At 65.4% G+C, this 24242-nt stretch carries 26 protein-coding genes; 13 read left to right on the top strand and 13 right to left on the bottom strand.

The features are described 5' to 3' along the window. Nucleotides 1–4 precede the first annotated feature (4 nt). A complete protein-coding gene (locus HF680_RS13235) occupies nt 5–385 on the top strand; it encodes a hypothetical protein (protein ID WP_205196280.1) in 381 nt (126 codons plus the stop codon). Here HF680_RS13235 and HF680_RS13230 read toward each other — a convergent pair. From HF680_RS13230 to map, 7 genes are all read right to left on the bottom strand, one after another. Further along, complete coding sequence (locus HF680_RS13230; RefSeq protein WP_153925945.1) at nt 369–809, bottom strand: acyl-CoA thioesterase; 441 nt, start codon at nt 807–809, stop codon at nt 369–371. The two genes, HF680_RS13235 and HF680_RS13230, sit on opposite strands and share 17 nt — an antisense overlap. Continuing rightward, nucleotides 809–1162 carry a Grx4 family monothiol glutaredoxin gene (grxD, locus tag HF680_RS13225; protein WP_185225374.1) on the bottom strand — a complete coding sequence of 118 codons (354 nt, stop codon included), beginning with the start codon at nt 1160–1162 and terminating at the stop codon, nt 809–811. The genes HF680_RS13230 and grxD overlap by 1 nt, the downstream gene beginning before the upstream one ends. Nucleotides 1163–1253: 91 nt before the next feature. Then, nucleotides 1254–2156 (bottom strand): aldo-keto reductase family protein, encoded by a 903-nt coding sequence (locus HF680_RS13220; RefSeq protein WP_185225373.1) that lies wholly within the window; start codon nt 2154–2156, stop codon nt 1254–1256. Nucleotides 2157–2161: 5 nt separating this feature from the next. Next, a complete protein-coding gene (locus tag HF680_RS13215; protein ID WP_045809808.1) occupies nt 2162–2404 on the bottom strand; it encodes a BolA family protein in 243 nt (80 codons plus the stop codon). Between the two features lie 56 nt (nt 2405–2460). Continuing rightward, the gene (locus HF680_RS13210) at nt 2461–2985 is read right to left on the bottom strand and encodes a GNAT family N-acetyltransferase (RefSeq protein WP_082064340.1); all 525 of its coding nucleotides are present in this window, start codon (nt 2983–2985) and stop codon (nt 2461–2463) included. Beyond that, nucleotides 2982–3719 (bottom strand): RadC family protein, encoded by a 738-nt coding sequence (gene radC / locus HF680_RS13205; RefSeq protein WP_045809809.1) that lies wholly within the window; start codon nt 3717–3719, stop codon nt 2982–2984. Before radC ends, HF680_RS13210 begins: the two co-directional genes overlap by 4 nt. A gap of 52 nt (nt 3720–3771) precedes the next feature. Then, complete coding sequence (gene map, locus HF680_RS13200) at nt 3772–4590, bottom strand: type I methionyl aminopeptidase (RefSeq protein WP_045809810.1); 819 nt, start codon at nt 4588–4590, stop codon at nt 3772–3774. Nucleotides 4591–4688: 98 nt separating this feature from the next. Between map and HF680_RS13195 the strand changes: the two genes are divergently transcribed. Together HF680_RS13195 and HF680_RS13190 are read left to right on the top strand one after the other, a co-directional pair. Then, nucleotides 4689–5456 carry a competence/damage-inducible protein A gene (locus HF680_RS13195; RefSeq protein WP_185225372.1) on the top strand — a complete coding sequence of 256 codons (768 nt, stop codon included), beginning with the start codon at nt 4689–4691 and terminating at the stop codon, nt 5454–5456. Between the two features lie 162 nt (nt 5457–5618). Further along, a complete protein-coding gene (locus tag HF680_RS13190; RefSeq protein WP_235968980.1) occupies nt 5619–6968 on the top strand; it encodes an OmpP1/FadL family transporter in 1350 nt (449 codons plus the stop codon). Between the two features lie 214 nt (nt 6969–7182). On the opposite strand, the gene HF680_RS13185 is transcribed toward HF680_RS13190, so the two are convergent. Both HF680_RS13185 and HF680_RS13180 read right to left on the bottom strand, forming a co-directional pair. After that, complete coding sequence (locus tag HF680_RS13185) at nt 7183–8673, bottom strand: DEAD/DEAH box helicase (protein WP_317134072.1); 1491 nt, start codon at nt 8671–8673, stop codon at nt 7183–7185. A gap of 276 nt (nt 8674–8949) precedes the next feature. After that, a complete protein-coding gene (locus tag HF680_RS13180; protein WP_185225371.1) occupies nt 8950–9513 on the bottom strand; it encodes a hypothetical protein in 564 nt (187 codons plus the stop codon). Between the two features lie 164 nt (nt 9514–9677). On the opposite strand from HF680_RS13180, the gene HF680_RS13175 reads away from it, so the two are divergent. From HF680_RS13175 to HF680_RS13165, 3 genes are all read left to right on the top strand, one after another. Beyond that, nucleotides 9678–10430 (top strand): hypothetical protein, encoded by a 753-nt coding sequence (locus HF680_RS13175; RefSeq protein WP_185225370.1) that lies wholly within the window; start codon nt 9678–9680, stop codon nt 10428–10430. Between the two features lie 569 nt (nt 10431–10999). Continuing rightward, the gene (locus HF680_RS13170) at nt 11000–11677 is read left to right on the top strand and encodes an NACHT domain-containing protein (RefSeq protein WP_185225369.1); all 678 of its coding nucleotides are present in this window, start codon (nt 11000–11002) and stop codon (nt 11675–11677) included. Nucleotides 11678–11815: 138 nt separating this feature from the next. Beyond that, nucleotides 11816–12553, top strand: a complete 738-nt coding sequence (locus tag HF680_RS13165; protein WP_185225368.1) for a hypothetical protein — start codon at nt 11816–11818, stop codon at nt 12551–12553. Between the two features lie 16 nt (nt 12554–12569). On the opposite strand, the gene uvrB is transcribed toward HF680_RS13165, so the two are convergent. Further along, the gene (uvrB, locus tag HF680_RS13160; protein WP_185225367.1) at nt 12570–14909 is read right to left on the bottom strand and encodes an excinuclease ABC subunit UvrB; all 2340 of its coding nucleotides are present in this window, start codon (nt 14907–14909) and stop codon (nt 12570–12572) included. A gap of 141 nt (nt 14910–15050) precedes the next feature. Between uvrB and HF680_RS13155 the strand changes: the two genes are divergently transcribed. From HF680_RS13155 to HF680_RS13130, 6 genes are all read left to right on the top strand, one after another. Beyond that, nucleotides 15051–15386, top strand: a complete 336-nt coding sequence (locus HF680_RS13155; protein ID WP_161638426.1) for a PadR family transcriptional regulator — start codon at nt 15051–15053, stop codon at nt 15384–15386. Further along, nucleotides 15383–16525, top strand: coding sequence for a hypothetical protein (locus HF680_RS13150; RefSeq protein WP_317134071.1), 1143 nt, complete (start codon nt 15383–15385; stop codon nt 16523–16525). Before HF680_RS13155 ends, HF680_RS13150 begins: the two co-directional genes overlap by 4 nt. A gap of 73 nt (nt 16526–16598) precedes the next feature. Then, the gene (locus HF680_RS13145) at nt 16599–17300 is read left to right on the top strand and encodes a hypothetical protein (RefSeq protein WP_185225365.1); all 702 of its coding nucleotides are present in this window, start codon (nt 16599–16601) and stop codon (nt 17298–17300) included. Then, on the top strand, nt 17293–17502 hold the full coding sequence (locus HF680_RS13140) for a helix-turn-helix transcriptional regulator (RefSeq protein ID WP_017504712.1): 210 nt from the start codon (nt 17293–17295) through the stop codon (nt 17500–17502). The genes HF680_RS13145 and HF680_RS13140 overlap by 8 nt, the downstream gene beginning before the upstream one ends. 58 nt (nt 17503–17560) lie before the next feature. Then, entirely contained in the window at nt 17561–18652 is a 1092-nt protein-coding gene (locus HF680_RS13135) for a bifunctional transcriptional activator/DNA repair enzyme AdaA (RefSeq protein ID WP_185225364.1), read from the top strand. After that, entirely contained in the window at nt 18636–19163 is a 528-nt protein-coding gene (locus HF680_RS13130) for a methylated-DNA--[protein]-cysteine S-methyltransferase (RefSeq protein WP_185225363.1), read from the top strand. The genes HF680_RS13135 and HF680_RS13130 overlap by 17 nt, the downstream gene beginning before the upstream one ends. Here the strand turns inward: HF680_RS13130 and HF680_RS13125 are convergent. Then, a complete protein-coding gene (locus HF680_RS13125) occupies nt 19160–19870 on the bottom strand; it encodes a LamG domain-containing protein (RefSeq protein ID WP_235968979.1) in 711 nt (236 codons plus the stop codon). The two genes, HF680_RS13130 and HF680_RS13125, sit on opposite strands and share 4 nt — an antisense overlap. Before the next feature lie 109 nt (nt 19871–19979). On the opposite strand from HF680_RS13125, the gene HF680_RS13120 reads away from it, so the two are divergent. Next, nucleotides 19980–20378: a host attachment family protein gene (locus HF680_RS13120; protein WP_091749628.1), complete on the top strand. Its 399-nt coding sequence runs from the start codon at nt 19980–19982 to the stop codon at nt 20376–20378. Between the two features lie 37 nt (nt 20379–20415). Here the strand turns inward: HF680_RS13120 and HF680_RS13115 are convergent, their stop codons facing one another. Together HF680_RS13115 and ilvA are read right to left on the bottom strand one after the other, a co-directional pair. After that, nucleotides 20416–22623 carry a methyl-accepting chemotaxis protein gene (locus tag HF680_RS13115; RefSeq protein WP_185225362.1) on the bottom strand — a complete coding sequence of 736 codons (2208 nt, stop codon included), beginning with the start codon at nt 22621–22623 and terminating at the stop codon, nt 20416–20418. Nucleotides 22624–22692: 69 nt separating this feature from the next. Next, entirely contained in the window at nt 22693–24207 is a 1515-nt protein-coding gene (ilvA, locus tag HF680_RS13110) for a threonine ammonia-lyase, biosynthetic (RefSeq protein WP_185225361.1), read from the bottom strand. Nucleotides 24208–24242 lie beyond the last annotated feature (35 nt).

The raw sequence follows: 24242 nt of genomic DNA, 5'->3' as shown, positions 1-24242 counted from the left end.
AGTGATGCGCGGCCTGGTCAAAGGTCTGGTGGTCGCGGCCCTGGTCGCACCGCTGCTGTCGGCCTGCGTCATCTATGACAGCGATGCGGGCGAGAACGTCTCGGTGAACCTGCGCCGCGACGACGCCCCGCCGGCCGAGGCCATCCGCGAAGCCCGGTTCGCCGACGGCGCCTTGGTCGCGCGCGTCGATTCCAACGGCTGCACCCAGGCGTCGGATTTCGAGGTGTCGGTATCGGATGGCGCGCCGGTCGAGATCACGCTTCGCCGCACCAAACAGGACCTGTGCAAGGCCCTGGTCCCGGACGGCGTCGAACTGCGCTGGACCTATGCCGACCTGGGCCTGGAGCCCGGCACGGCGGCCCGCATCCTCAATCCGCTGAAGTAGGCGTCTCGAATACGACCAGCATGTCTGGCGGAATGCGCTGCGGCCTCAGGGTCGCAGCGTCCACCAGCACCCATTCGGTGACGCCCTGGGCGCAGACGCGACCTTGGGCGTCCTCGATGCGGACGTAGCGGGTGAAGCGCGGTCCCTGCGGATCGCCGACCCAGGTGCGGGCGACCACGCCCTCGGCGCCCGGCGCGATGCCGCGCAGATAGTCGATCTCATGCCGGGTCGCGACCCACGACCATTTCGCCCGCGTCGCCTCGTCGAAGCGCGCGTTCCAGTGGGCCGTGCCCGCATCTTGCAGCCAGCCGACATAGACGACGTTGTTGACGTGGCCGTTGGCGTCGATGTGCTCGGGCCGCACGTCCAGCGGCACGACGAAGACCTCGCGGTCTTCGCGCGGCGTGAGGGTCTTCCTGGCCATCAGGTCTCGCCGAGCGGCACGCCCTTCTCGACCATCAGGGCCTGAAGTTCGCCGGCCTGGAACATCTCGCGGATGATGTCCGATCCGCCCACGAACTCGCCCTTCACATACAGCTGCGGAATGGTGGGCCAGTCGGTGAAGCTCTTGATGCCTTCGCGCAGGGCTTCGTCCTGCAGCACGTCCACGCCCACGAAGCCGGCGCCGACATGATCCAGGATCTGCACCGCCAGGGAGGAGAAGCCGCAGCGCGGCTGGTCCGGCGTGCCCTTCATGAACAGAACCACGTCGTTCTGGGCGACGGTTTCGCCGATGAAGGCGTGGACGGGATCGGCGGCTTGGGCGGTGTCGGTCACGGATGCGGGCCTTTCGTGAAGCCCGTCAGCTAGGGAGCCGAACGGTCGCGGTCAAGGCGTCCTCGACGTTCTGCACAGCCGGGAAGGACGGTCAGGCCGCCTGATTGGCCAAGACGCGCGCCATCTCGATCTGCGCGGCCAGGCCCGGCGGCATGTCCCTCTCGGGCGCCGCGGCCAGTGTCGCCAGCCGATCGGTGTCGGTCGGAGTGACGATCACGCTGGACACCGACGGGTCTGTCAGCACGTAGGACAGGCAGATCGCCTCGGCCGTCCAGTTCTGGGTGCGGTACAGGAAACCGAAGGCGTCCTTCTTGGGCGTATCGACGGGACGCTTGTCCTTGCCGAAGCCGAACAGCCCCTTTTTGAAGATCGGCGCATCGGGCGCCCGCGCGCGCCGGTCGGCGTAGAAGTCATAGGCGAAGACCGCCATGTCCTGCTCGCGCGCCGAGCGGATGCGGTTTCGGATCTTCCAGTCGGCGTTGATGTCGAACGGCGTCAGCAGGGCGTCGAACGCCCCTGTCGACACATAGGCGTCCATCACGTCGCCGCCGCCGGCGATGCCCAAAAGCTTGATCCGTCCGGTGGCGCGCATGGCCTTCAGCGCGCTGAGCGACGATTGCGCCAGTTCGGTCTCGCCCGGCTCGTGCAGCACCGCAACGTCGATCCAGCCCAGGCCCGAGAAGTGCAGCACCCGATCGATGGCCGCCGTCATGCCTTGTGCGGAGAAGTCGCGCTGCTGGTCGCGACCGTCGCCGGCGCCCAGCGTCAGGCTGACATAGACCAGCTTGCGATCCACATGCGACAGGGCCTCGCCCAGCACTTCGGCCGCCACCGGGTCGGCGGTCTCCAGCCGATAGCTGTTCACCCCCGCTTCCAGCGCCGAATACAGCAGGTCCAGCCCGGCCTCGCGCCCGCGCTTCAGCACGCCGGCGCCGAAACTCAGCGTCAGGTTCGAGATGGCGGAGCCGGAGACGCCGAAGGGGCGATAGCGCATGGCCTTCAGCCCTCCTTGGCCGGCGCGGAGGTCTCCAGCGCCAGGGCGTGCAGTTCGCCGCCCATCTGACCCTTCAGCGCGGCATAGACCATCTGGTGCTGACGCACGCGCGGCAGACCGGCGAAGGCGCTGGACACGATCCGCGCGCGATAGTGGTCGCCGTCGCCCGCCAGATCCTCGATCTCGATCTCGGCGTCGGCGAAGGCGTCGACCAGATGCTGGCGCAGCGTTTCCACGGACATGGGCATGGCGGGCACTCACACTTCGTTGGACGCCAGTTTGCCCGGTAATCCTTAATGGCGGCCTACGCTCCGTAGCGCTGCCGTTCGAACAGCTGCACCGGATGATCTTTGTAGGTCGCACTCGCATAGGGGCGATAACCGACCCGCGCCGCCAGCTTCAGCGAGGCCAGGTTCTCGGGCGCGATCATGCAGACGGTTCGCCCCTCCAGCCTCCGGTCGGTCCAGTCCAGGGCCGCCGTTAGCGCCTCGGCCGCATAGCCCCGCCCCTGAAACCCCGGCGCCACGCCCCAACCCAGCTCCGGCGCGTCGAACGGCGGCTCCAGCTCGCGGCGATAGTCGAACACCCCGACGCTGCCCAGATAGGTTCCGTCGTCCCGCAGCCGGATCGTCCAGTTGCCATGGCCCGTCGCCGCCCAATGGCCGAGATCGCGCAGCAGCCGGAACCACACCTCCTCGCGGCCCAGCGCCCGGCCCATGATGTGGCGCGTGAAATCCTCATCGGACCACAGCGTCAGCAGATCGTCGAAATCCTGTGTCGAGACGGGGCTCATCACCAGCCGCTCGGTCGTCAGAATCCTGTCGTTCACATCAGGCCCAGTTGCTTGAAGCTGGCCACCCCGTCGCGGCCGACGACCAGATGGTCGTGAACCTCGACGTTAAGGGCGCGGCCGGCCTGCACAACCTGTTTCGTGATCTCGATGTCGGGGCGGCTGGGGGTGGGATCGCCCGACGGATGGTTGTGCACCAGGATCAGGGCGCTGGCCGACAGCTCCAGCGCGCGCCGCACGACCTCGCGCGGATAGACCGGCGCATGATCGACCGTGCCGCGGTTCTGCACCTCGTCCAGGATCAGCTGGTTCTTCTTGTCCAGATACAGCACCCGGAATTGCTCGCGCGGCTCGTGCTGCAAGGCGACGCGGACATAGGCCAGCAGCGCCGTCCAGGACGAGATCACCGGCCGCTTGGCCGTCGGCTCCTTCGCGATCCGCCGCGTCACGTCGAAGATCAACTGAAGGTCCAGCGCCACCGCCCGCGTCGCCTTGCCGACAGCATATCCCATCGACCGCGCCACCTGATCCTCGATCGCCTCATGGCTTGCCGCGCCGATCCCCTCCAGCCCTCCGAACCGCGCCAGCAGATCCTTGGCCAGCGGCTTGGTGTCCTTGTAGGGCACGCTGCGAAACAGCAGCAACTCCAGCAGCTCATAGTCGGGCAGGGCGCCCAGGCCTCCTTTCGCCGCCCGCTCACGCAGCCGGTCTCGATGACCGCTGTGGCGCGGCTTGGGCTTGTCCCCGACTTCGGACGCCTTGTCGTCGAGCATGATCCCTCCCGCTCAACGCAACCTGTGCGTATTGCGATTGGGGATCAAGGGTTCAGTTCGGTCGGAACAGCCCCGCCGGAGACGCCGTAAAGATTTCCAGCCCGTCTTCGGTCACCCCGATGGTGTGCTCGCACTGGGCCGACAGGGACTTGTCGCGCGTCACGGCGGTCCAGCCGTCGGACAACACCTTCACGTGCGGCTTGCCCAGGTTCACCATCGGCTCGACGGTGAAGAACATGCCGGGTTTCAGCACCGCGCCCTCGCCGCGACGGCCATAGTGCAGGACATTGGGGCTGTCGTGGAAGACGCGGCCGATGCCGTGGCCGCAGAAGTCGCGCACCACGCTCATGCGCTGGGCCTCGACGAACTTCTGGATCGCATAGCCGATGTCGCCGAACGTATTGCCCGGCTTGACCTGCTCCAGGCCCAGATCCAGCGACTGATAGGTCACGTCGATCAGCTTTCTGGCCCGCGCATTGATCTCGCCCACCGCATACATGCGGCTGGAATCGCCGTGCCAGCCGTCCACGATCACGGTGTGGTCGATGTTGACGATGTCGCCGTCCTTCAGCACCCGGTCGCCGGGAATGCCGTGGCAGACGACGTGGTTGATCGAGGTGCAGACGGTCTTCTCGTAACCCTTGTAGCCCAGGCAGGCGGGCAGGCCGCCGTTGTCCAGGGTGAACTCGCGCACCAGATCGTCGATCGTGCTGGTCAGGACGCCCGGCTTCACATGCGCCGCGATCATGTCCAGCGCCTCGGCGACCAGACGTCCGGCCTTGCGCATGCCCTCGAAGTCTTCCGCCTCATGGATGCGGATGGCGCTGGAGCGGACCAGGACGTCGGTTTCGAGTTCGGGCGTTTCGTACATGGGGGCGATCGGTCTGCAAAAGGCGGGATACGGCGCAATCCGTTCGCCGCAGATGGGCGTTATAGCATGAAACCTCAAGCCTGCCCCCGGATTCCCGTATGACCGACGCCGCACCAATCGCCTCTGCGCCGACCGCCGCCGTCCTGGTGATCGGCGACGAAATCCTGTCGGGCCGGACCCAGGATGCGAACACCAACACTATCGCCCGGTTTCTGGCGGCGTTGGGGATCGATCTGATGGAGGCGCGGGTCGTCAGCGACGATCACGGCCGGATCGTCGAGGCGTTGGACGCGCTGCGCTCACGCTGGGACTATGTCTTCACCACCGGCGGCATCGGTCCGACCCATGACGACATCACCGCCGACGCCGTGGCGGCCGCCTTCGGCGTGGCCCTGCCTGAACATCCCGAGGCGCTGGCCATTCTGTCGCGCCGCTATGGCGACGAGTTCAACGCCGCGCGCCGTCGCATGGCGCGCATCCCGGAAGACAGCGTTCTGATCGCCAATCCGGTCACCGACGCGCCCGGCTTCCAGATCGGCAATGTCTTCGTCATGGCCGGCGTGCCCAAGATCATGCAGGCCATGCTGGAGGATGTGGCCCCGCGCCTGCGCACCGGCGCCATCGTTCATGTCCAGACCCTGAAGGTCAGCGGGGTAGGCGAGGGGGCGGTGGCCGATGTGCTGCGGGCGGCGGCCAATCAGCGTCGGGAGCTGTCCTTCGGCAGCTATCCGTTTGGCCATGGCAGCATCGGCGAGATCGGAACCCAGCTGGTCATTCGTGGCCGCGATGCCGATCAGGTCGATGCGGCGGCGCATGATTTGATCGCAGAACTGCGTAATCTGGGCATCGATGTTGCCGCTGCGTAACCTCGCAAAGCCGTGATCGTGTGCGGCTCAGGCGCCACGGTTTCGCCTGTTTCCGGTCCGATGGGGGCCTTGCCCGCAACGCTTTCGCGCCGCGAACGCTGAGAGGGCTCCTCCCCTGATCGACCGCGCGTAATGCGGCCGACGTTGACTTAGGTGTATGAAATGACCTCCAGGAACTTCGCCCGCATGGGCGGGATCGCCATGACGACCGCCCTGCTGGCCGGCGTCGCCGCCCCGGCCATGGCCGGCTCCTTCTATGTCCAGGAACAATCGACCCGCGGCCAGGGTCGCGCCAACGCCGGCGTCGGCGCCGACAAGGGCGTCCAGTCGCTGTGGTGGAACCCCGCCGCCATCGCCGGAACCCAGCGTGAAGTCTACCTCGGCGCCCACGGCCTGATCTTGGACTCCGACGTCGACAACACCGGTTCGACCCTGACCTACAACGTCCCGGTTCCGGGCGTCGGCGTCGTCAGCCGTTCGGCCCCCGTCAACGGCGACCCGCACGTGCATGACGTGGTCGAAAGCGGCATTGTGCCGAACTTCGCCGTCTCCATGCCGATCGGCGACCGCTTCAATGTCGGCCTGGCCGTCCAGGCGCCCTACAACTTCACCACCAAATATCTGCCCGACGACTTCGCCCGTTACGACGCGCTGACGTCGGAACTGCGCTCGGCCAACGTCAGCCTGGTCGCCGCCATGACGGTCACCGACTGGCTGGACCTCGGCGTCGGCTTCGACGCCCAGTACGCCAAGGCGACCCTGTCGTCCGCCCTGCCGAACGTGCCGATCCCGGCCGTCCTGTCGCCGGCCTATGTCGTTTCGCCGTCGACCGACGGTCGCAACCAGTTGGAAGGCGACGGCTGGGATTACGGATGGAACGCCGGCGCCCAGATGCACTTCGGCAAGCTGGACCTGGGTCTGTCCTACCGCTCCAAGATCGAGCACGAGCTGGAAGGTTCGGTGAACATCTCGGGCCTGACTGGCGTCCTGGCCGGCGCCAACGTCTCGACCGATGGCGGCGCGTCGTTCACCACGCCTTGGTACGCCACCGTCTCGGCCCGCTACGCCGTCAACGATCGCCTGACCCTGAACGCCCAGGTCAATCAGATCGGCTGGAGCGAGTTCGACGCCATCCGCGTCGCCTACACCGGCGGCGGCTCCACCATCGTTCAGGACTATGACGATGTCACCACCGGCGCGATCGGCTTCGACTACAAGATCGATCCGTCCATGACCTTCCGCGCCGGCCTAGGCTACGACCCGACCCCGACGCCGGACGATCACCGCACCGCCCGTATCCCGGACGGCGATCGCTGGCTCTACGCCGCCGGTCTATCCAAGACGATCGGCAACATGACCTTCGACGGCGCCGTGACCTACATCGACATCGACACCGCGACGATCAACGACACCCGCGACGTCTATGGCAACGGCCTGGTCATCTCGAACCTGCGCGGCGAAGCCCAAGGCTCGGGCGTCGGCTTCTCCCTGGGCGCGACCTGGAACTTCTGAGGTCCGCTCAGCCCCGGCTGACATGAGAACGGCGGCTCCTTCGCAGGAGCCGCCGTTTTTTTATTCCTCCACCGCGCAGCGGGGGAGGGGGACCGCGCGAAGCGGGGTGGAGGGGGCGGAAACGGGCTCGATCTCCGACATTTGGTGCCGTGCGACGTTCGCCCCCTCCACCGCTTCGCGGTCCCCCTCCCCCGCAAACGGGGGAGGATCTAGGTCAGCCCTTGGCGGCGCCGCCGTAGCCCTTGCCGCCGTTCGAGGGACGGCGACGGGGGCGGCGCTTCATCTGACCTTCCGCCGGCTTGGCGTTGTCATTGATGGAGGGCACGCGCTCGCCGGCCAGGGGGTTGTAGACGCGCTCGGGACGCGGGGCCGCCGGGGTTTCGCCCGGACGGTTGCGACGCTGGCGGTGCGGCTGGCCGCCGCCTTCCGGACGCACGCCGTCGCGGTGGGGATTGCGACGGCCGCGACCACCCCGTCCGCCTTCGTTGCGCTCGCCGCCTTCGCGCTCGGGCAGGGTCGCCTTCTTGCCGACGCCGGTGGCCATGATGGTGGCGTCCAGCTGGCCCAGGGACTTGTCGTTGCGGCGGTCGATGGCGGGGATCTTCTGGCGCGTGACCTTTTCGATGTCGCGCAGCAGCTTCATCTCGTCGCCGGCGACGAAGCTGACGGCGGTGCCGTCCTTGCCCGCCCGCGCGGTGCGGCCGATGCGGTGGACATAGCTTTCCGGCACGTGCGGCAGTTCGAAGTTCACGACGTGCGAGACGCCGTCCACGTCGATGCCGCGCGCGGCGATGTCGGTGGCGACCAGGACGCGCAGCTTGCCCTTCTTGAAGACTTCCAGGGTGCGTTCACGCTGGGGTTGGCTCTTGTTGCCGTGGATGGCGCCGGCCTCGACGCCGCCGGCTTCCAGATAGGCCGCGACCTTGTCGGCGCCGTGCTTGGTCTTGGTGAAGACCAGGCAGCGCGTGTATTCGGGATCCGAGAACATCTCGGTCAGCAGGGCGCGCTTCCTGCCCTGTTCGATATAGACGACCGACTGGCTGATGCGCTGAACGGTGGTCGACTGCGGCGTGACCTGGACCTTGACCGGATCCTTCAGCAGTTCGCCGGCCAGCTTGCCGATCTCGGACGGCATGGTCGCCGAGAAGAACAGGTTCTGGCGCTTGGCCGGGATCTTGGACACGATCTGGCGGATCGGCTTGATGAAGCCCAGGTCCAGCATCTGGTCGGCTTCGTCCAGCACGAAGATCTCGGTCGAGGACAGGTCCAGGTTCTTCTGCTGGATGTGGTCCAGCAGGCGGCCGGGCGCGGCGATCAGGATGTCCAGACCCTGTTGCAGGGCCCGCTCCTGGGCGCCGTATTTCACGCCGCCGAAGATCACCGCGACCCTAAAGCCCAGGTGTGCGCCGTAGGCCTTGAAGCTGTCGCCGATCTGGGTGGCCAGCTCGCGCGTGGGGCTCAGGACCAGCACGCGCGTGGTGCGCGGCTTGGGCGGAATGCGGTTTTCGGCCAAGCGATGCAGGATCGGCAGGGCGAAGGCGGCGGTCTTGCCGGTGCCGGTCTGGGCGATGCCCAGCAGGTCCTTGCCGGCCATGACGTCGGGGATGGCCTTTTCCTGGATCGGGGTCGGCTTGGTATAGCCGGTCGAGGCCAGGGCCTGCAGCAGGGCCTTGTTCAGGCCCATGGATTCGAATGTGGTGCTCACAGCAATGTATCTTTCGCGTAGCGGCAGGGCGCGATCAGCCATGGCATGACGCCGTCGGGCCGCGCACCGCCAGTCCCGACGGGGCCTCGGGGAGGAGGCCTGCGGGGTGGATCGGGCGCCGCCCCGCGTGTCCGGGCAGCGAATGGATATGAGGGGCCGGCGGCTTCTACAGACAGGTCCGAAGGGGACCCACACGCGCTGGAGACGCCGGAGATCGCGAGTGTGCGACGCCGCGCAAATGGGCGCTTATCGCCGATAAGTCAACTGCGGCGCCCCTCAGGGCGCGTATCGCGTCGCCGCCTCGGGCAATCCGTCGGGCAGGCCGATGGCCGCGCGCCAGTCCTCGGGATGCAGCCGCGCCATCTCCAGATCCAGCCACGCCAGCGGCTTCAACGCCCCGTCGTCGTCCCAGAACCGCTCGGCCCACGGCTGGCCCGTCTCGATCGCCCGCTCCCGGTCCCGCGCCGTCGCCTCGGGCCCCAGATGCGTCGCGCGCCAGTGATACAGCCACGGAATATGCCAGTGCGGCGCCTGCGTCAGCCGCTCGTCCGTCATCGCCGCCGCCAGACATTCCGCCAGCGCCCGCGCGTCCTCCAGCTGGGCGTTGAAGGCGTCGCGCCGCGCCTGGATATGCCGGTCCCAGCCCTCGGCCGGCTCGATCGGCGCCAGCGTCGGTTCGGGCCGTTTCCAGCCCTCCGCCTCGCGCCGCTTCCACAGGGCGGGCACCCCGACGTCATAGCGTGCGGCCACGGACCGCGCGGTCTCGCCGTCCTCCCACGCCTTGCGAACCTCGGCCCAGACGGCGTCCGGCCGGATCTTGCGATGTATGCCCTGGCTCATGGGACGGGGGTGTCGCACGCCCCTGCGTCATCATCGGTCGCACCCGCGCCTCATGCACAGCTGGCGCGTGACCCCTGACATCTCGCGATGTGGAAAATCAAGTCTCTAGCCTCGAAAATCGGCCTTCTCCCGGCCTGGGGTAGAGACCGCCCCATAATGCCCGCATGGAAAAACGCCGCTACAAGATCAAACCGCCCGAGGTCTGGACCCAGGTCCGAAAGGACTATCTGTCCGGCCTCGACGCCAAGACCGTCGCCGCCCGCCACGACGTGACCGAGGCCTCCATCCGCGCCCGCGCGACGAAGGAGGGCTGGTCCCGCCATCCGCGCAGCGAGGCCGCGACGCCTGCGCCCCAGCCCCTTTCGCCTCAGGAGGCCGCCGACCTGTCGCCTGACGACCCCAATGACCCGGCCGCCCTGGCCCGCGCCGCCGCCCAGGCCTCGGGCCGCGCCCTGCACGCCCAGGACTTCGCCCAGGCCCGCGCCCTGGCGGCTCTGGCCGAGACCTATCGCAAACTGGCCGACCGCGACGGCCCCGGCCGCGCCGCCCGCCTGACGGTGAAGAACGCCCCCCTGCAACTGGTCTTCGACATCCTGACCAACGAGGCCGAGGCCGAGCGCCGCTTTGCCATGAACACCAGCGACAGGAGCGACTGGGAACTGCGCGGCCAGTACTGGCAGGCGAAGCAGAAGCTGGAGCGCGCCAACACCGAATGGGGCCACGCCCAACTGGCCCGCCGCGTCCAGCTGGAGCGCCGCATCGCCGCCCTTGAGGACCAGCTCCGCGCCGCCGGCCTCGACCCCGTCATCGAACGCGAACAGGACCGCCGTATCTCCCAAGGCCTCGACCTCTTCCTCGGCCCCCTGCGTGGGAGAGTGACGATGGAAGAATGGGAGAAGACGCTGGACGAGTTGTGAGGGCAGGTGTCGTCGGAAGCCGTGCGCGTAGCGAGCGATACGTCTCGTATATAGACCGCCGCCGTCAAACTGACGATTCCCACGTAAATGTGCTCGCGCCTCATGGGTGCTCGGCCACCAGATACATTGCGCGCATCCATGAGGTGCTAGCCCCGCTGGATTCCCTACAAGCCCTTGCGCATATTGCGAAATCCCCGCAATCTTGGATTGATTTTGGAGGGTCTAAGTATGCTGGATATTGCGACAGCAGGCGCGCTGGCGAAACCCGCTTTTCAAGCGGCACTAACAAAACTGTTTGCCGACCACGTTAGCAGGGCGTTTGATTTTGGTAAGCAAGAACGGGTGAAAACTGACCTTTCGCCACATCTGGAAGCAACATTTAATAAGTGTATAAAGATAAAGACGCTAATAAATCCAGCAACTCAATCTGACTTTCTTTCAATATATTCTACTCAAAGATTCTCATTTAGGCAGAATAAGTTCGATCAGTACGAGGCGGTTGAACTAATTAAAAACTCTGTCCAGCGCATCATAATTACCGGGACGGGAGGCGCTGGGAAAGTATGTTCATGCGTTACCTCTGGTTGTCACTTTTTGTGGACAGCGGAGGACGCATACCTATCTTCATAGAGCTAAGAAACCTAAATAAAATAACACAGGCGGATATATCGCCTTACCTATTTCATACTCTCACCCGTGGAAAGTCCAAGCTATCCATACAGTCGTTTCGACGTGGTCTGGAGAAGGGCGAGTTCGTCGTCATTCTTGATGGATATGACGAGTTAACAGAGTCCATAAAGGACAAGGTACAACAAGCAGTACTAGAGCTGACAGAAGATTACCCGTTAACCAGCGTCATAGTCTCAAGCCGTCCAGATCAGCAGTTCGCGTCTTGGCAGAATTTTGATGTTGCTGAAGTTGCGCCTCTTACGAGACTTGATACAGTAGAGTTGATACAAAAAGTAGACTTTGACGACACAATCAAGTCCAAATTTATAGATAAAATAAAAGAAGATGCGTTCTATAGTTCTAACAGTAGTTTTTTATCTAATCCACTACTGGCATCAATGATGTTATTGGCATTTAGTCAAAACTACGAAATACCAGACAAAATGCATCAGTTTTATGAGTTAGCTTACGATGCCCTTTATAAGCGACACGATAGATATAAGCCAGGAGGATTTAAGAGACAATTCCAGTCTACTAAAGACGAAGACGAATTTAAAAGAGTGTTCTCATATTTTTGACTACTAACATTTTATGAGCAAAAATTTGCATTCTCATCTTCTACGGCGGAAAAGTACATTCGCTCTGCTATAGAACTGAATCAATCAAAGTTCGGAACTTCGCCATATATAGATGATCTATGTAGTGCGGTTTGCATAATGATCAAAGAGGGAAATGATTACGTATTTCCCCACCGCTCTTTTCAAGAATATTTTGCGGCGTATTGTCTCGCGTTCGTTACAAAAAAGAACTTTAAAAATATTGTAACGGAATTGGTGAAGAGGCCGCATGAACAGGCGGTCATAATGCTAAGGGATATGAATCCAGAGCTTCTGCGTGATGAGTTCGTAGTTCCAATGGCAGTGAAATACCAATCAGTGTTAAAAAATGTAGCCAATAAAAAGAATATCGCGGCGTTTATGGAAGTCGCCGACATTAGGTTTGAGATTGCGTATGTGAGTATTGCTGGAAAGAAAGACCGGACTCTTCACATCTTGCTGCACGAGGGCGGTGAGCTGGAATATGTCGCAAAAGCGTTTGAGCGCCTTTCTGGTAAGGACGCCAAAGGTCGCTCTGTAAGTCCAAGGGGGACGAGAGATAATCTGGAGTCCGTAGTATCGGACGTTTACAGCGGCATGCGACTGGCAAACGCAGATAGAATTGTCTTTAGTGCTAAAGAGTCAACATTACGGGTTGATCTAATGAGGGCAAAGGGTGGTAAAGTTGTAAATTTCTCGGATTTGATGAAGGAAAATCTTATCGACGCTATGACTGATAGCTTTTTGTACGGTTATGTTGGCGGAATAATGAAAAATGCCGCGTCGTATGCTAATAAGGAGCTAGCTATCGCAACCCAGAACACTGTGAAGATGGCATCTATATTTGGCGTCGAATGAGGCTTCGAAATGCTCTTTATCGCCCCTTCCTGAACCGCTCCTGCGCCTCCGCCGCCGCCTCGGCGCGCCAGCGTTTGGGCGCCGACTTGTCCACCGCTTCCCCCGCGCCGGTCAGGGCTTCGTTGGCGAACTCCAGGTCCATCAGCTTCATGCGCTTGATCTCGTCGCGCAGGCGGCCGGCTTCCTCGAACTCCAGGTTGGAGGCGGCCTCGCGCATGCGGCCTTCCAGGTCGCGCAGGGCGGCCTGGAAGTTGGAGCCGACGAAGGGTTTGGAGGCTTCGGCCACGCCCGGCTTGGTCAGGCGATCCATCTCGCGCGACTCATAGGGGCTGTCCATGATCTCCTTGATGTCGCGCTTGACCGTTTCGGGCGTGATGCCGTGTTCGGCGTTGTAGGCCATCTGCCGTTCGCGACGGCGGTCCGTCTCGGCGATGGACCGCTCCATGCTGCCGGTCATGCGGTCGGCGTACAGGATGACGCGGCCGTCCACGTTGCGCGCGGCGCGGCCGATGGTCTGGATCAATGAGGTTTCCGAGCGCAGGAAGCCCTCCTTGTCCGCATCCAGGATGGCGACCAGGCCGCACTCGGGGATGTCCAGGCCCTCGCGCAGCAGGTTGATCCCGATCAGGCAGTCAAACGTCCCCAGCCGCAGGTCGCGCAGGATCTCGATCCGCTCCAGCGTGTCGACGTCGGAGTGCATGTAGCGAACCCGGATGCCCTGCTCGTGCATATATTCGGTCAGGTCCTCGGCCATCTTCTTGGTCAGGGTGGTGACCAGGCTGCGATAGCCCTTGGCCGTCGTCGCCTTGACCTCGTCGATGACGTCGTCGACCTGGTTGCGGGTCTTGCCCGAGACGGGGCGGATCTCGACCGGCGGGTCGATCAGCCCGGTGGGGCGGATCACCTGCTCGACGAAGACGCCGCCCGCCTGTTCCATCTCCCACGGGCCGGGGGTGGCGCTGACGTGTACCGTCTGGGGGCGCATGGCCTCCCACTCCTCGAACTTCAGCGGGCGGTTGTCGATGCAGGAGGGCAGGCGGAAGCCGTATTCCGCCAGCGTCGATTTGCGGCGGTAGTCGCCCCGGAACATGCCGTTGATCTGGCCGATGGTGACGTGGCTCTCGTCCACGAACAGCAGGGCGTTGTCGGGGATGTATTCGAAGAAGGTCGGCGGCGGCTCGCCCGGCGCGCGGCCGGTCAGCCAGCGGCTGTAGTTCTCGATGCCGGCGCAGCTGCCGGTGGCCTCCATCATCTCCAGGTCGAAGCGGGTGCGTTGCTCCAGGCGTTGCGCCTCCAGCAGCTTGCCGTTCTCGACCATCCAGTCCAGCGTCTCCTTCAGCTCCGCCTTGATGCCAGCGGCGGCCTGGTTCAGCGTCGGGCGCGGGGTCACATAGTGGCTGGCCGCATAGACGGTGATCTCGTTCAGATCGGCCGTCTTCTTGCCCGTCAGCGGATCGAACTCCTGGATCGCCTCCAGCTCGTCCCCAAACAGGCTGATCCGCCAGGCCCGATCCTCCAGGTGGACCGGGAAGATTTCGATCACATCGCCACGCTTCCTGAACATCCCCCGGTCGAAGTTCAGGTCGTTGCGCTTGTACTGCAGCGCGATCAGATCCGCCCGCAGCTTCGCCTCGTCGATCTGGTCCCCCACCTTCAGCGTGAACGTCATCGCCGTATAGGTCTCAACCGACCCGATCCCGTAAATACAGGACACTGACGCCACAACAATGACGTCTTCCCGTTCTAGTATAGCTCGCGTCGCAGAGTGCCGCATCCGGTCAATCTGCTCATTGATGCTTGAATCTTTCTCAATGTACGTATCCGTACGCGGAACATAAGCTTCTGGCTGGTAGTAGTCGTAGTAGCTGACGAAGTATTCGACCGCGTTGTCGGGAAAGAACGATTTGAACTCGGAATAGAGCTGGGCCGCCAGCGTCTTGTTCGGCGCCAGGATCAGGGCAGGGCGCTGGGTTTCCTCGATCACCTTGGCCATGGTGAAGGTCTTGCCCGAGCCGGTGACGCCCAGCAGCACCTGGTCGCGATCCCCAGCCTGTGCCTGGGCCACTAGTTCGGCGATGGCGGCGGGCTGGTCGCCGGCGGGCGTGTATTTGGTTTCCAAGCGGAAGCGGCCGCCCTTCTTCTTGCCCTCGTGCGAGGGGCGGTGCGGCACCCAGTCGGCGGGCGCGGCGACCGGCTCCTCCGGCGTCAGGCGCGGCCCGGCGACCGGAGCGAACATCGGCATTTTTCCGGTGTCGCGCAGGAAGGCGGCCGACGCCTCCTGCACCCCCGGATTTGGCACGTGAACGGGCTTGGCCGGCTTGGCGGCGGCGGGCTTCGGCGTCGAAGAACGGTTCATGAACAGAACTTAGTGCGTGAGGATGTCTCCCGCCATAGCGCGCTGACCTCCGCCTAGTTGCGGTCGGCCTAGCTTGACATCCTCACACAGTATGCCCCATACACTGTGTATCACACACTATGCGGCGCACGGAGGTGGCGGGTGAGCGAGAACGACGAGGCGTTGCTGTTCGAGAGTCTGCGGCTGGAGCTGCGGCGGGGGTCGTTGATCCTGGCCGTGCTGGCGAGCTTGCGGCGCGAGCAATACGGCTATTCGCTGCGGGTCGCCTTGGGCGAGGTCGGGGTCGAGATGGAGGAGAGCACCCTCTATCCGCTGCTGCGTCGGCTGGAGAGCCAGGGGCTGCTGGACAGCGAATGGCGCGAGGAGGAGCGGCGCAAGAAGCGGTTCTACCGCCTGTCGTCGCGCGGGGAGGCGATGCTGGAACGGCTCGCCGTGGAATGGCGCGGCCTGTCGGCCTCGCTGGAGAAGATGCTGTGAACACCGGGAAAGAGGGAGAGACCGGCATGGACCTGGTCGAACGTTATCTGAAGGCCGTGGCGGCCCAGCTGCCGAAGGAGAGCCGCGACGACATCGTCGCCGAGCTGCGTGACGAGATCATGGGCCGTCTGGAGGCGCTGGAGGCGCGTCTGGGCCGGGCGCCGACCGACGACGAGGCCGAAATCCTGCTGCGCGAGGTCGGTCATCCGCTGAGCGTGGCGGCGCGCTATCGCGCAGGACCGCAGGCGCTGATCGGGCCTGAGCTTTATCCGTGGTGGATGTTCGGGTTGAAGGTCGGGCTGACGGTGATGGCCGCCGTCACCCTGATCGGCTTGGCCGTGCGGGTCCTGGTCGGCGACGTCTATGTGGGCCAGGCGATCGGGCAGGGCATTTCCAGCCTGATCAGCGGCGCGATCACGGTCGTCGGCTTGCTCACCACCGTCGGCTTCGTGCTGGAGCGTCAGTCGAAGAAGCCGGACTTCATCGCCAAATGGCGCGTCAAGGACCTGGGCCTGTTCGAGCTGGGCGGCGACTTCGACGCCGAGCAGTGGGGACAGAAGCTGGCGAACGGAGATTGGTCCGGCCGGAGCATGGGGCAGGCCAAGTCGGGCCGCGCCGTGCGCAAGAGCGCCGAGATGTCGCCCGTGGCGCGTGCGGTGGCGAGCGCCATCGGCTGGACCGTGGTGCTGCTGTGGTGGACGGGTCTTTTGCAGGTGGCGCCGATCCGGCCGGAAGAGCTGGCTGGAGTCGTCGACGGCGTCGATTACGGGCGCATTCTGGCCGACATGGTGCGGGTCGCCTATTGGCCGGTCGCCCTGTTCGCCGCCTGCCGCATCGGCTTCGACCTGATGCGGGCGGCGTCGGGCGGCAACGCGCGGGTCACGGCGCTGGGCGACCTGTCGTTCGGTATCGCCGCCGCCTGGGGCCTGCTGTGGGTCTGGTTCTGGTCGGCGCTGTCGCCGCTGATCTGGGTCGGCAGCATCACCGAGTTCGTGGATCGTACTCGGGTTCTGATCGGCCGCTCCGGCGACGATGTTGGCGGGGTGGCGACGATCCTGATGGTCGTGGTGGTTTGGGCCTTCTCTGCCGAGGTGGTGCGGGTCATCCGCGCGGCGGCGCGTCTGGTCGTCGGTCGATAAAGGCGACGTCCTCTCTTGACGACGTGTAACCTATAGGTGATATGTCACCTCAAGGTTACTTCGGGAGGACGTCGTGAACAAGGATGAAAACGCCGCGGTTCTGCGGGTGCAGTCGAGCCGGCGTCGATACTGGTGGGGCGGCGTCGCCATGCTCGTCATCGGCGCCGCCGCCCTAACGGGCGGCGCGGGCTTCGCGCTCATGCATGGAACCGAGGGCGACCAGGCGACGACGGCGGGCGTGGCGGCGGGCTTCGGCTTCGGGCTGATGATCATCGGGGCCATGATGGCGTGGTGCGGCCGCCCCGGTCAGCCCATCGATGTTGCGGAGAGCCGGGACGGCGCCCGCCGCGAAAAGCTGCAGCGGGAGCGCACCCGACAGCTGGTGCTCTTTCCTCTTGTGCTGCTGCTGTTCATGGCTCAGGCGCATCTGGCCATGCAGCGGGTTCTGGGCGGCGACCACAACCTGGGCGCCTATGTGCAGATCCTGCTGCCGGTTCTGTACGGCTGGCTGATCCCTGTGCTCGTCATGGGCTGGGATTGGAACGCGCAGAAGAACCGCCGTCTGATGGAAGATGAGCTGACCCAGGTTCTACGGGCGCGGTCGATGATCCTGGCCTTCGTCGTGCTGATGGGCGGGGTTACCGTGGCGCTGGGTCTGGGCCTGTGGCGCGCGGACTATGGCGTGCTGGCCCTGCCTTATGTGCTGGCGCTGGGCGGGGCGTCGGCGGGCCTGCGGTTCGCCTGGCTGGATCGCGAGGCCGGTCGCGATGGGTGATCCCAGGCTCGGCTCGCGGCTGAAGGAGGCGCGCACCGCCGCGGGCCTGACTCAGCAGGGGCTGGCCGACAAGGCCAGCGTCTCGCGCAAGACCATCAACACGGTCGAGAACGGCGTCTTCGTGCCCTCGACAGTTCTGGCGCTGGAACTCGCCCGGGCCTTAGATACGACGGTCGAGGCCTTGTTCTTCCTGAGAGACTGATCCGATCCATGTCCGAAAACCGCGAGACATCGTCGGGCGGGCGGCGCATCCTTCGGACATGGATCAGCTGTTGGATCAGGAGGCTTGCTGGCGCGCCGTCGTGGCGCGGGACGCCCGTTTCGACGGGCGTTTCTTCACCGGCGTGACCTCGACCGGCATCTATTGTCGGCCCATCTGCCCGGCGCGGACGCCAAAGCGCGAGAATGTGGTCTTTCACCCCAGCGCCGCAACGGCCGAGGCGGCGGGCTTGCGGGCCTGTCTGCGGTGCCGACCCGAAACAGCGCCGGAAATGGGCGCCTGGCGCGGCACGTCCAACACCGTCAGCCGCGCCTTGGCCCTGATCGAGGCGGGCGCGTTGGATACTGGCGACACGGACGCCTTGGCGACACGGCTGGGCTTGGGCGAGCGACAACTGCGCCGCCTGTTCCGTCAGCATCTGGGCGCGGCCCCGGTCAGCGTGGCCCAGACACGGCGCGTCCTTCTGGCCAAACAGTTGATCCACGAGACCGACCTGTCGATGGCCGAGGTGGCGATGGCGTCGGGTTTCGGCAGCGTCCGGCGCTTCAACGAGACGTTTCAGGCCCTGTATGGTCGCGCGCCGTCGGACTTGCGGCGTCGCAAGGTCGAGGCCGAAGCGGGCGGGGTGATCAAGATCGGTCTGTCCTACCGCCCGCCCTATGACTGGCCCGTCATGATGACGACCTTGGCGACGCGCGGCGTCGCGGGCGAGGCGGTTGTCGATGGCGTCTGGACTCGGCGGCTGCGCTCCGACGTGGATGGCACAGAGGGTGCGGTGACGGTGCGCCCCGCTCAACCGGGCGAAGCGGCGGTTGAGGCGCGGATCGACAATCTGAAAGCCTTGCCGGGCGTGCTGGCGCGGGTGCGGCGCGTGTTCGACCTCGCCGCCGATCCCGAGGCGATCACGCGCGACCTGTCGGCCGATCCCGTTCTGCACGCCGCACTCATGGCCAGGCCGGGGTTGAGACTTGCAGGCGGCTGGATCGACGCCGGCGAGGATGCGCCCAGCGACCGGCTGACGACGCCGGACGCCGCGCTGCTGGCGCGCGCCGAGCGGTGGCGGCCGTGGCGGGCCTATGGCGCACTTTATTGGGGTCTGAGCGAGGAACGGCGAAATGACCAAGCAGCCTGACATGCATCTGAGCCTGGATCGCATCCCGTCCCCGGTAGGGGAGGTGCTGGTCGTCACCGACGCCGACGGCGCGGTGCGGGCCTTGGACTTCAACGACTACGAAGCCCGTCTGCGCCTGCTGCTGCGCCGACACTACGGTGAGGTTGTGCTGACCGAAGGCCGCGCGCCGGAGCCGGTGCGTCGGGCGGTCGAGGCGTGGTTCGGCGGCGACCTGACCGCCTTCGACGCCATCACGGTCCGCACCGGCGGTACGGATTTCCAACGCGCGGTGTGGAAGGCGTTGCGCGACATCCCGACCGGCGAGACGCGCACCTATGGTCAGCTCGCTGCGGCCATCGGCGCGCCCAAGGCCGTCCGCGCCGTGGGTCTGGCCAACGGCGCCAATCCAGTCGGCGTCATTGTGCCCTGCCATCGCGTGATCGGCGCGAACGGGACGCTGACCGGCTATGCGGGCGGACTGGAGCGCAAACGCTGGCTGCTGGCGCATGAAGCGGGCGGCCGGCTGCTTTAGCTTCGAGTGAAGCGCTCAGGCGGCAGGGCGGTGTGGGTGAAGCGGGCCTGACGCACCGCCCCCTTGAAGTAGTTCACGCGGTTGATGCGGCAACCGACCGAGGCGCGGCCTGGCCCTTGCGGCTTGAACGGCACCGGCTGCTCGCCCTGCAGGACCCCGTCGACATAGGCCCGGTACAGGACGCCGTCGAAAGTCTGCGCGACGTGGAACCACTGTCCGCACGGATGGAGCCGCTCGGGGAAGATCAGGGTGTGGTTGTAGCCGGGGCCGCGCGTGAAGGCATCCAGATACCAGCGGTCCCGAACCACGCGGATCTCGAACAGGAATCGCGTCTGCGACGGCGGCTGACCGGCCGGCGCCTCTTCGGCGAGATGAAACCAGCGTTGCTCGAAGGCGCCGCCGTCGGGTCGGAACAGGGCCTCGAAAGTGAAGGTCTCGGCCCCGGCCAACGGATGCTGGTCGATGAACAGGGCGTCGTCCACGCCGTCGAACTGAACCGCTCGGCCAAAGGGACTGTCGATCAGGCCCGGAGCGCCCTCGACGTGGGTTTGGATCCCCCCGATGTCGGTCAGGCGATCGAAGGTCCATACCGTTTGGCGCGGCGACGCAGCCGTCATGGTCGCGCATCCCGGCAGAATCGCAGCCGCGGCGCCTGATGCGCCCAGGGCCATCATGCGGCGGCGGTCCAGCGGCAGGACGTCAGGCATGGTTCATCTCCCGGTGGTTTTGTCGCGCGACACTATGGGATCGGCGGCGTGAGGCAACGGCCTGCGTCCCGGTTCGTTGTCCAGGTCCCTACACACTGGAGTATCGACGATGAAACTTTCCAATGGCGCGCTGGTGGCGGTGGTCGATGGCGAGAAGCTGGCCCTATTCAAGAATACGAACGCTTCGGACATCAAGCTGACGCCGCTGGAAACCCCGGCCATAGCGGATCGGGTGTCGGGTTCGGCCGGCCGCCGATCCAATGAGGCGAACCCCGACAATGACACCCAGGCCGAGGACGGTTTCGCCATGGGCGTCGCCGAGGTGCTGAACAAATGGTCGGTCACCAACAAGATCGACGAACTGCTGGTGATCGCAGCGCCCAAGACGCTGGGCGAGCTGCGCAAGCATTGGCGCAAGGACCTTCAAGCCAAGCTGGTGGGCGAGATCGCCAAGGACCTGACGGGCCATTCCAGCGATCAGATCGCCGCCGCCATCGACAAGGCGTGAAGACAGACGGGCGCTGTGCGTGGCGCCCGTTCCCGGATCAGGCGGCGCGTCTCGACTGCGTCGTCTGACCCAGATCAAAGCGACTGATCAGACCCTCCAGTTCGCCGGCCTCGCTCGTCAGGGCGTGGCTGGCGGCGGTGGATTCCTCGACCATGGCGGCGTTCTGCTGGGTGAACTGGTCCATCTGATTGATCGCCACATTGATCTCGCCGATGCCGACCGACTGTTCGCGCGTCGCGGCGGCGATGGTGCGAACCAGGGCGTTGGCCTCCGCCACCTGGACAGCGATGGCGCTGAGGCTGTCGCGCGTCAGCGACACCTGATCGGATCCGCGCTGCACATTGCTTTGCGACAGGGCGATCAGCGCCTTGATCTCCTTGGCGGCGCTGGCCGACCGTTCGGCCAGGCCCCTCACCTCGGAGGCGACGACGGCGAAGCCGCGTCCGGCTTCCCCGGCCCGGGCGGCCTCGACGCCGGCGTTCAGGGCCAGAAGGCTGGTCTGGAAGGCGATCTCGTCGATGACGCCGACGATCTGATTGATCTGGGTCGAGGACTGCTCGATCTCCGACATGGCGCCGATTGCGTCCTGCACGACGGCCTCGCCCCTGTCCGCCGCCGCCTGAGCGGCCTGAGTGATGTCTCGGGCGCGCTCGGCGTTTTCGGCGCTGCTGCGTACCGTCTGCGTCAGCTCGTCCAGCGCGGCGGCGGTCTGTTCCAGACCGGCGGCCTGCTGCTCGGTGCGGCGCGACAGGCTGTCGGCGGCGGCGGCGATGTCCTGACATCCGCCGCGCATCGACTGGGCCGTGGTCCAGATGCCGGTCATCGTCGTGTGCAACTGATGCAAAGCGGCGTTGTAATCTTCCGGGATGCGACGCGTGTCGGCGGTGAAGCCCGCCTCCGGCATCCGCCAGGCCAGGTCGCCGGCGGCGAGGCGCGACAGACCTTCGCCCAACGTCTCGACGGCGCGCGTTTGCGAGGCGGCGAAAAGCTCCGTCTCCTCGGCGTGCCGGCGACGATCGGTTTCGGCGGCCGCACGTTCTCGCTGCTGCTGGTCGCGCCGCGCCAGACCGTCCGCAAGCTCGAGCCGGAACCCTTCGAGCGCCCGCGCGATCTGGCCCAGTTCGTCGGCCTTGTCCGCACCGGCGACGGGGATGTCATAGCGTCCGTCGCTCATGGTCCGAACATGGGCGGTCAGACGCGCAAGCGGGCGCCGGATCAGACGGTCGCTGGTGATCAGAAGGGCGACGATGATGGCGGCGATGATCAGAACGCCGCCGACCAGAAGCATCAAGGCCAACTGCCGCGCCGGGGCCTCGATCGTCGCGACAGGAATGTCCAGTACGACGGCCCAGGTCGCCTTTTGGCCGGGCAGGATCACAGGCTGGACCAGACGTCGAACCGGCTCGCCGTTCACGCTGACGCCCTCGACCGCCCGGGCCTGACGTTTGGCGATCACGTTGCGCACGATGTCCGCGCCAGCGTCCGCATAGGCTTGGCCTCGCACGGCGGCGTCCGGATGGGCGACCCAGACGCCCTTGTTCGACACCAGGGTGACGCGGCCCGTGCCCAGCGGCTTCATCGCCGCCAAGCGCTGCGACAGGTTGGCCAAGGTGATATCCAGGCCCGCGACGCCGATGATGCGGCCGTTGGCGCGCACCGGATAGGCGACCGAGGTCATCGCGACCTTGCCGCCGCCAATGTTCTCTTCGTACGGCTCGACTACGACCGGCGCGCCGCTGGCCATGGGCTCGGTGTAATAGGCCTGTTCGAAGTCGGAGCCGTCAGCCTCAGGCTCCAGGGAACTCTGACCGTCACGGCGCACCCAGTAGATTGAAAGTCGTCCGTTGACGTTCGAACTGCTCGCCGCATCACCGATGTGGGCGGCGTCGGCGCCGACAGCGTCCGGGGCGGCCATGAACCAGGCGCCCATCACCTGATCGGTGGCTTCGGCGTTCGGCTTGACCAGCGCCATATAGGCGGCGCGGTCGGTCAGCCCCGTCTGTCGGGCGGCGCCCAAGGTCGCGGCCAGGGTTTTGGCGCCCGTGCCGGCCGAGACGATCTCGTTGCGGATCTCTTGCGAGGCTTCTAGCGCAGCGCTTTCGGCGTATCGGCCGGCCATGTCGCGGACGATCGCGCCGGAATAGGCCGTCACGCCGATAGCGGCGACGATCATCAAGGCGCCGATGGCGAGCCCCGCCACGACGGCGAGCTTCAGGGCGATGGACAGGCGATTGAACGAGAACATGACGGGCTCCGTAGGCCTGTACTCATGCGCCGCCGCCCGCAAACGCTCGGTTAAGGGCGTACTACGTAGTTACGCGCCGTCCAGAAACAGGCGGCACGCCGGATTGGCGGTCTCGTCGACGTAGGGGTAGCCCAGATCGGCCAGGGCGGCGGTCAGCTGGGCCTGCTCCTGGGGCGGAACGCTGATGCCCGCCAGCACACGACCGACGTCGTCGCCGTGGTTGCGATAGTGAAACAGCGTCAGGGCCCAGGCGGGCTGGAGGCTGTTCAGGAATCGCAGGAAGGCGCCGGGGCGTTCGGGGAACTGGAAGCGCAGGATGCGTTCGTGGGGCAGGCCGACAGTGCGGCCGCCCACCATGTAGCGGACATGCAGCTTGGCGGTCTCATTGTCGCTCATGTCCTCGACGGCGTAGCCGCCGGTGCGGAGGCGGGCGATCAGATCGTCGCGCTCGTGAGGGCCGTTGCGCAGAGCCACGCCGACGAAGATTTGCGCCTGCCCGTCGCCGGACCAGCGATAGTTGAACTCGGTGACCGAACGACCGTCCAGACTATCCAGGAAGCGGCGGTAGTCGTCGCGGTCGTCCTTCATCGCCACGGCCAGCAGGGCCTCAGCGCCCTCTCCGATCTCGGCCCGTTCGGCGACATGGCGCAAGCGGTCGAAGTTCAGATTGGCGCCCGAGTTGATGGCGATCAGGCTGCCGCTACCTGGATGGGCGGCGGCCCAGGCCTTCAGCCCCGCCAGTGCGACAGCGCCCGAGGGTTCGGCGATGGCGCGGCTGTCGTCGAAGATGTCCTTGATCGCGGCGCAGATCGCATCGGTGTCCACCAGCACGATCTCGTCCAACAGATCCTTGCACAGGCGGAAGGTTTCGGTCCCGGCTCGACGCACGGCGACGCCGTCGGCGAACAGACCGACCTCGTTCAGGGTCACGACCTGACCCGCGTCGATGGCGGACTTCATCGTTGGCGCATCCACCGGCTCGACGCCAATGATCCGGGTCTCCGGACGCAGAAATTTGACGATGGCGGCGACGCCTGCGGCCAGACCCCCGCCGCCAATGGGCACGAAGATGGCTTCGATCGGGTCGGCGTGCTGACGGGCGATCTCGAGCCCCACCGTGCCCTGGCCTGCGATGACGTCGGGGTCGTCGAAGGGGTGGATGAAGGCCGCGCCGGTCCGGCTCTCCAGTTCACGGGCGTGGGCGTAGGCCTCGTCGAAGCTGTCGCCTTGCAGAACCACGTCGCCGCCCAGGGCCCGGACAGCCGCGACCTTGATGCCGGGCGTGGTGGTGGGCATGACGATGGTGGCGGGAATGTCGCGACGTGCGGCCGCCAGGGCCACGCCTTGCGCATGATTGCCGGCCGAGGCGCAGATGACGCCCTTGGACAACTGATCCTCCGACAGGCCGGCGATCTTGTTATAGGCGCCGCGGATCTTGAACGAGAAGACCGGCTGCAAGTCTTCCCGCTTTAGCAGAACGGGCCGCTCGAGCCGGGCCGACAGGCGGCGCAGCGGGTCGAGAGGCGTTTCCTCCGCCACATCATAGACGCGGGCGGTGAGGATGCGGCGGATGGTGTCCTGCATGGAAATGTCGTGAATAGGCGCTTAAAGGCAAAGAA

This window comes from Brevundimonas huaxiensis (genome assembly GCF_014218725.1).
Lineage (GTDB): Bacteria > Pseudomonadota > Alphaproteobacteria > Caulobacterales > Caulobacteraceae > Brevundimonas > Brevundimonas huaxiensis.
The sequence above is the reverse complement of the archived record's forward strand: the minus strand, read 5'-3'. Positions and strand labels throughout refer to the sequence as shown.

Coding starts and splice junctions, on each gene's coding strand:
- HF680_RS13235 (WP_205196280.1), top strand. CDS start 5: ATGCGCGGCCTGGTCAAAGGTCTGGTGGTCGCGGCCCTGGTCGCACCG.
- ilvA (WP_185225361.1), bottom strand. CDS start 24,207: ATGCAGGACACCATCCGCCGCATCCTCACCGCCCGCGTCTATGATGTG.
- map (WP_045809810.1), bottom strand. CDS start 4,590: ATGTACGAAACGCCCGAACTCGAAACCGACGTCCTGGTCCGCTCCAGC.
- HF680_RS13190 (WP_235968980.1), top strand. CDS start 5,619: ATGACCTCCAGGAACTTCGCCCGCATGGGCGGGATCGCCATGACGACC.
- HF680_RS13140 (WP_017504712.1), top strand. CDS start 17,293: ATGGGTGATCCCAGGCTCGGCTCGCGGCTGAAGGAGGCGCGCACCGCC.
- uvrB (WP_185225367.1), bottom strand. CDS start 14,909: ATGAACCGTTCTTCGACGCCGAAGCCCGCCGCCGCCAAGCCGGCCAAG.
- HF680_RS13135 (WP_185225364.1), top strand. CDS start 17,561: ATGGATCAGCTGTTGGATCAGGAGGCTTGCTGGCGCGCCGTCGTGGCG.
- HF680_RS13215 (WP_045809808.1), bottom strand. CDS start 2,404: ATGCCCATGTCCGTGGAAACGCTGCGCCAGCATCTGGTCGACGCCTTC.
- HF680_RS13195 (WP_185225372.1), top strand. CDS start 4,689: ATGACCGACGCCGCACCAATCGCCTCTGCGCCGACCGCCGCCGTCCTG.
- HF680_RS13220 (WP_185225373.1), bottom strand. CDS start 2,156: ATGCGCTATCGCCCCTTCGGCGTCTCCGGCTCCGCCATCTCGAACCTG.
- HF680_RS13170 (WP_185225369.1), top strand. CDS start 11,000: ATGCGTTACCTCTGGTTGTCACTTTTTGTGGACAGCGGAGGACGCATA.
- HF680_RS13115 (WP_185225362.1), bottom strand. CDS start 22,623: ATGTTCTCGTTCAATCGCCTGTCCATCGCCCTGAAGCTCGCCGTCGTG.
- HF680_RS13120 (WP_091749628.1), top strand. CDS start 19,980: ATGAAACTTTCCAATGGCGCGCTGGTGGCGGTGGTCGATGGCGAGAAG.
- HF680_RS13180 (WP_185225371.1), bottom strand. CDS start 9,513: ATGAGCCAGGGCATACATCGCAAGATCCGGCCGGACGCCGTCTGGGCC.
- HF680_RS13230 (WP_153925945.1), bottom strand. CDS start 809: ATGGCCAGGAAGACCCTCACGCCGCGCGAAGACCGCGAGGTCTTCGTC.
- HF680_RS13125 (WP_235968979.1), bottom strand. CDS start 19,870: ATGCCTGACGTCCTGCCGCTGGACCGCCGCCGCATGATGGCCCTGGGC.
- HF680_RS13165 (WP_185225368.1), top strand. CDS start 11,816: ATGATCAAAGAGGGAAATGATTACGTATTTCCCCACCGCTCTTTTCAA.
- HF680_RS13175 (WP_185225370.1), top strand. CDS start 9,678: ATGGAAAAACGCCGCTACAAGATCAAACCGCCCGAGGTCTGGACCCAG.
- radC (WP_045809809.1), bottom strand. CDS start 3,719: ATGCTCGACGACAAGGCGTCCGAAGTCGGGGACAAGCCCAAGCCGCGC.
- HF680_RS13130 (WP_185225363.1), top strand. CDS start 18,636: ATGACCAAGCAGCCTGACATGCATCTGAGCCTGGATCGCATCCCGTCC.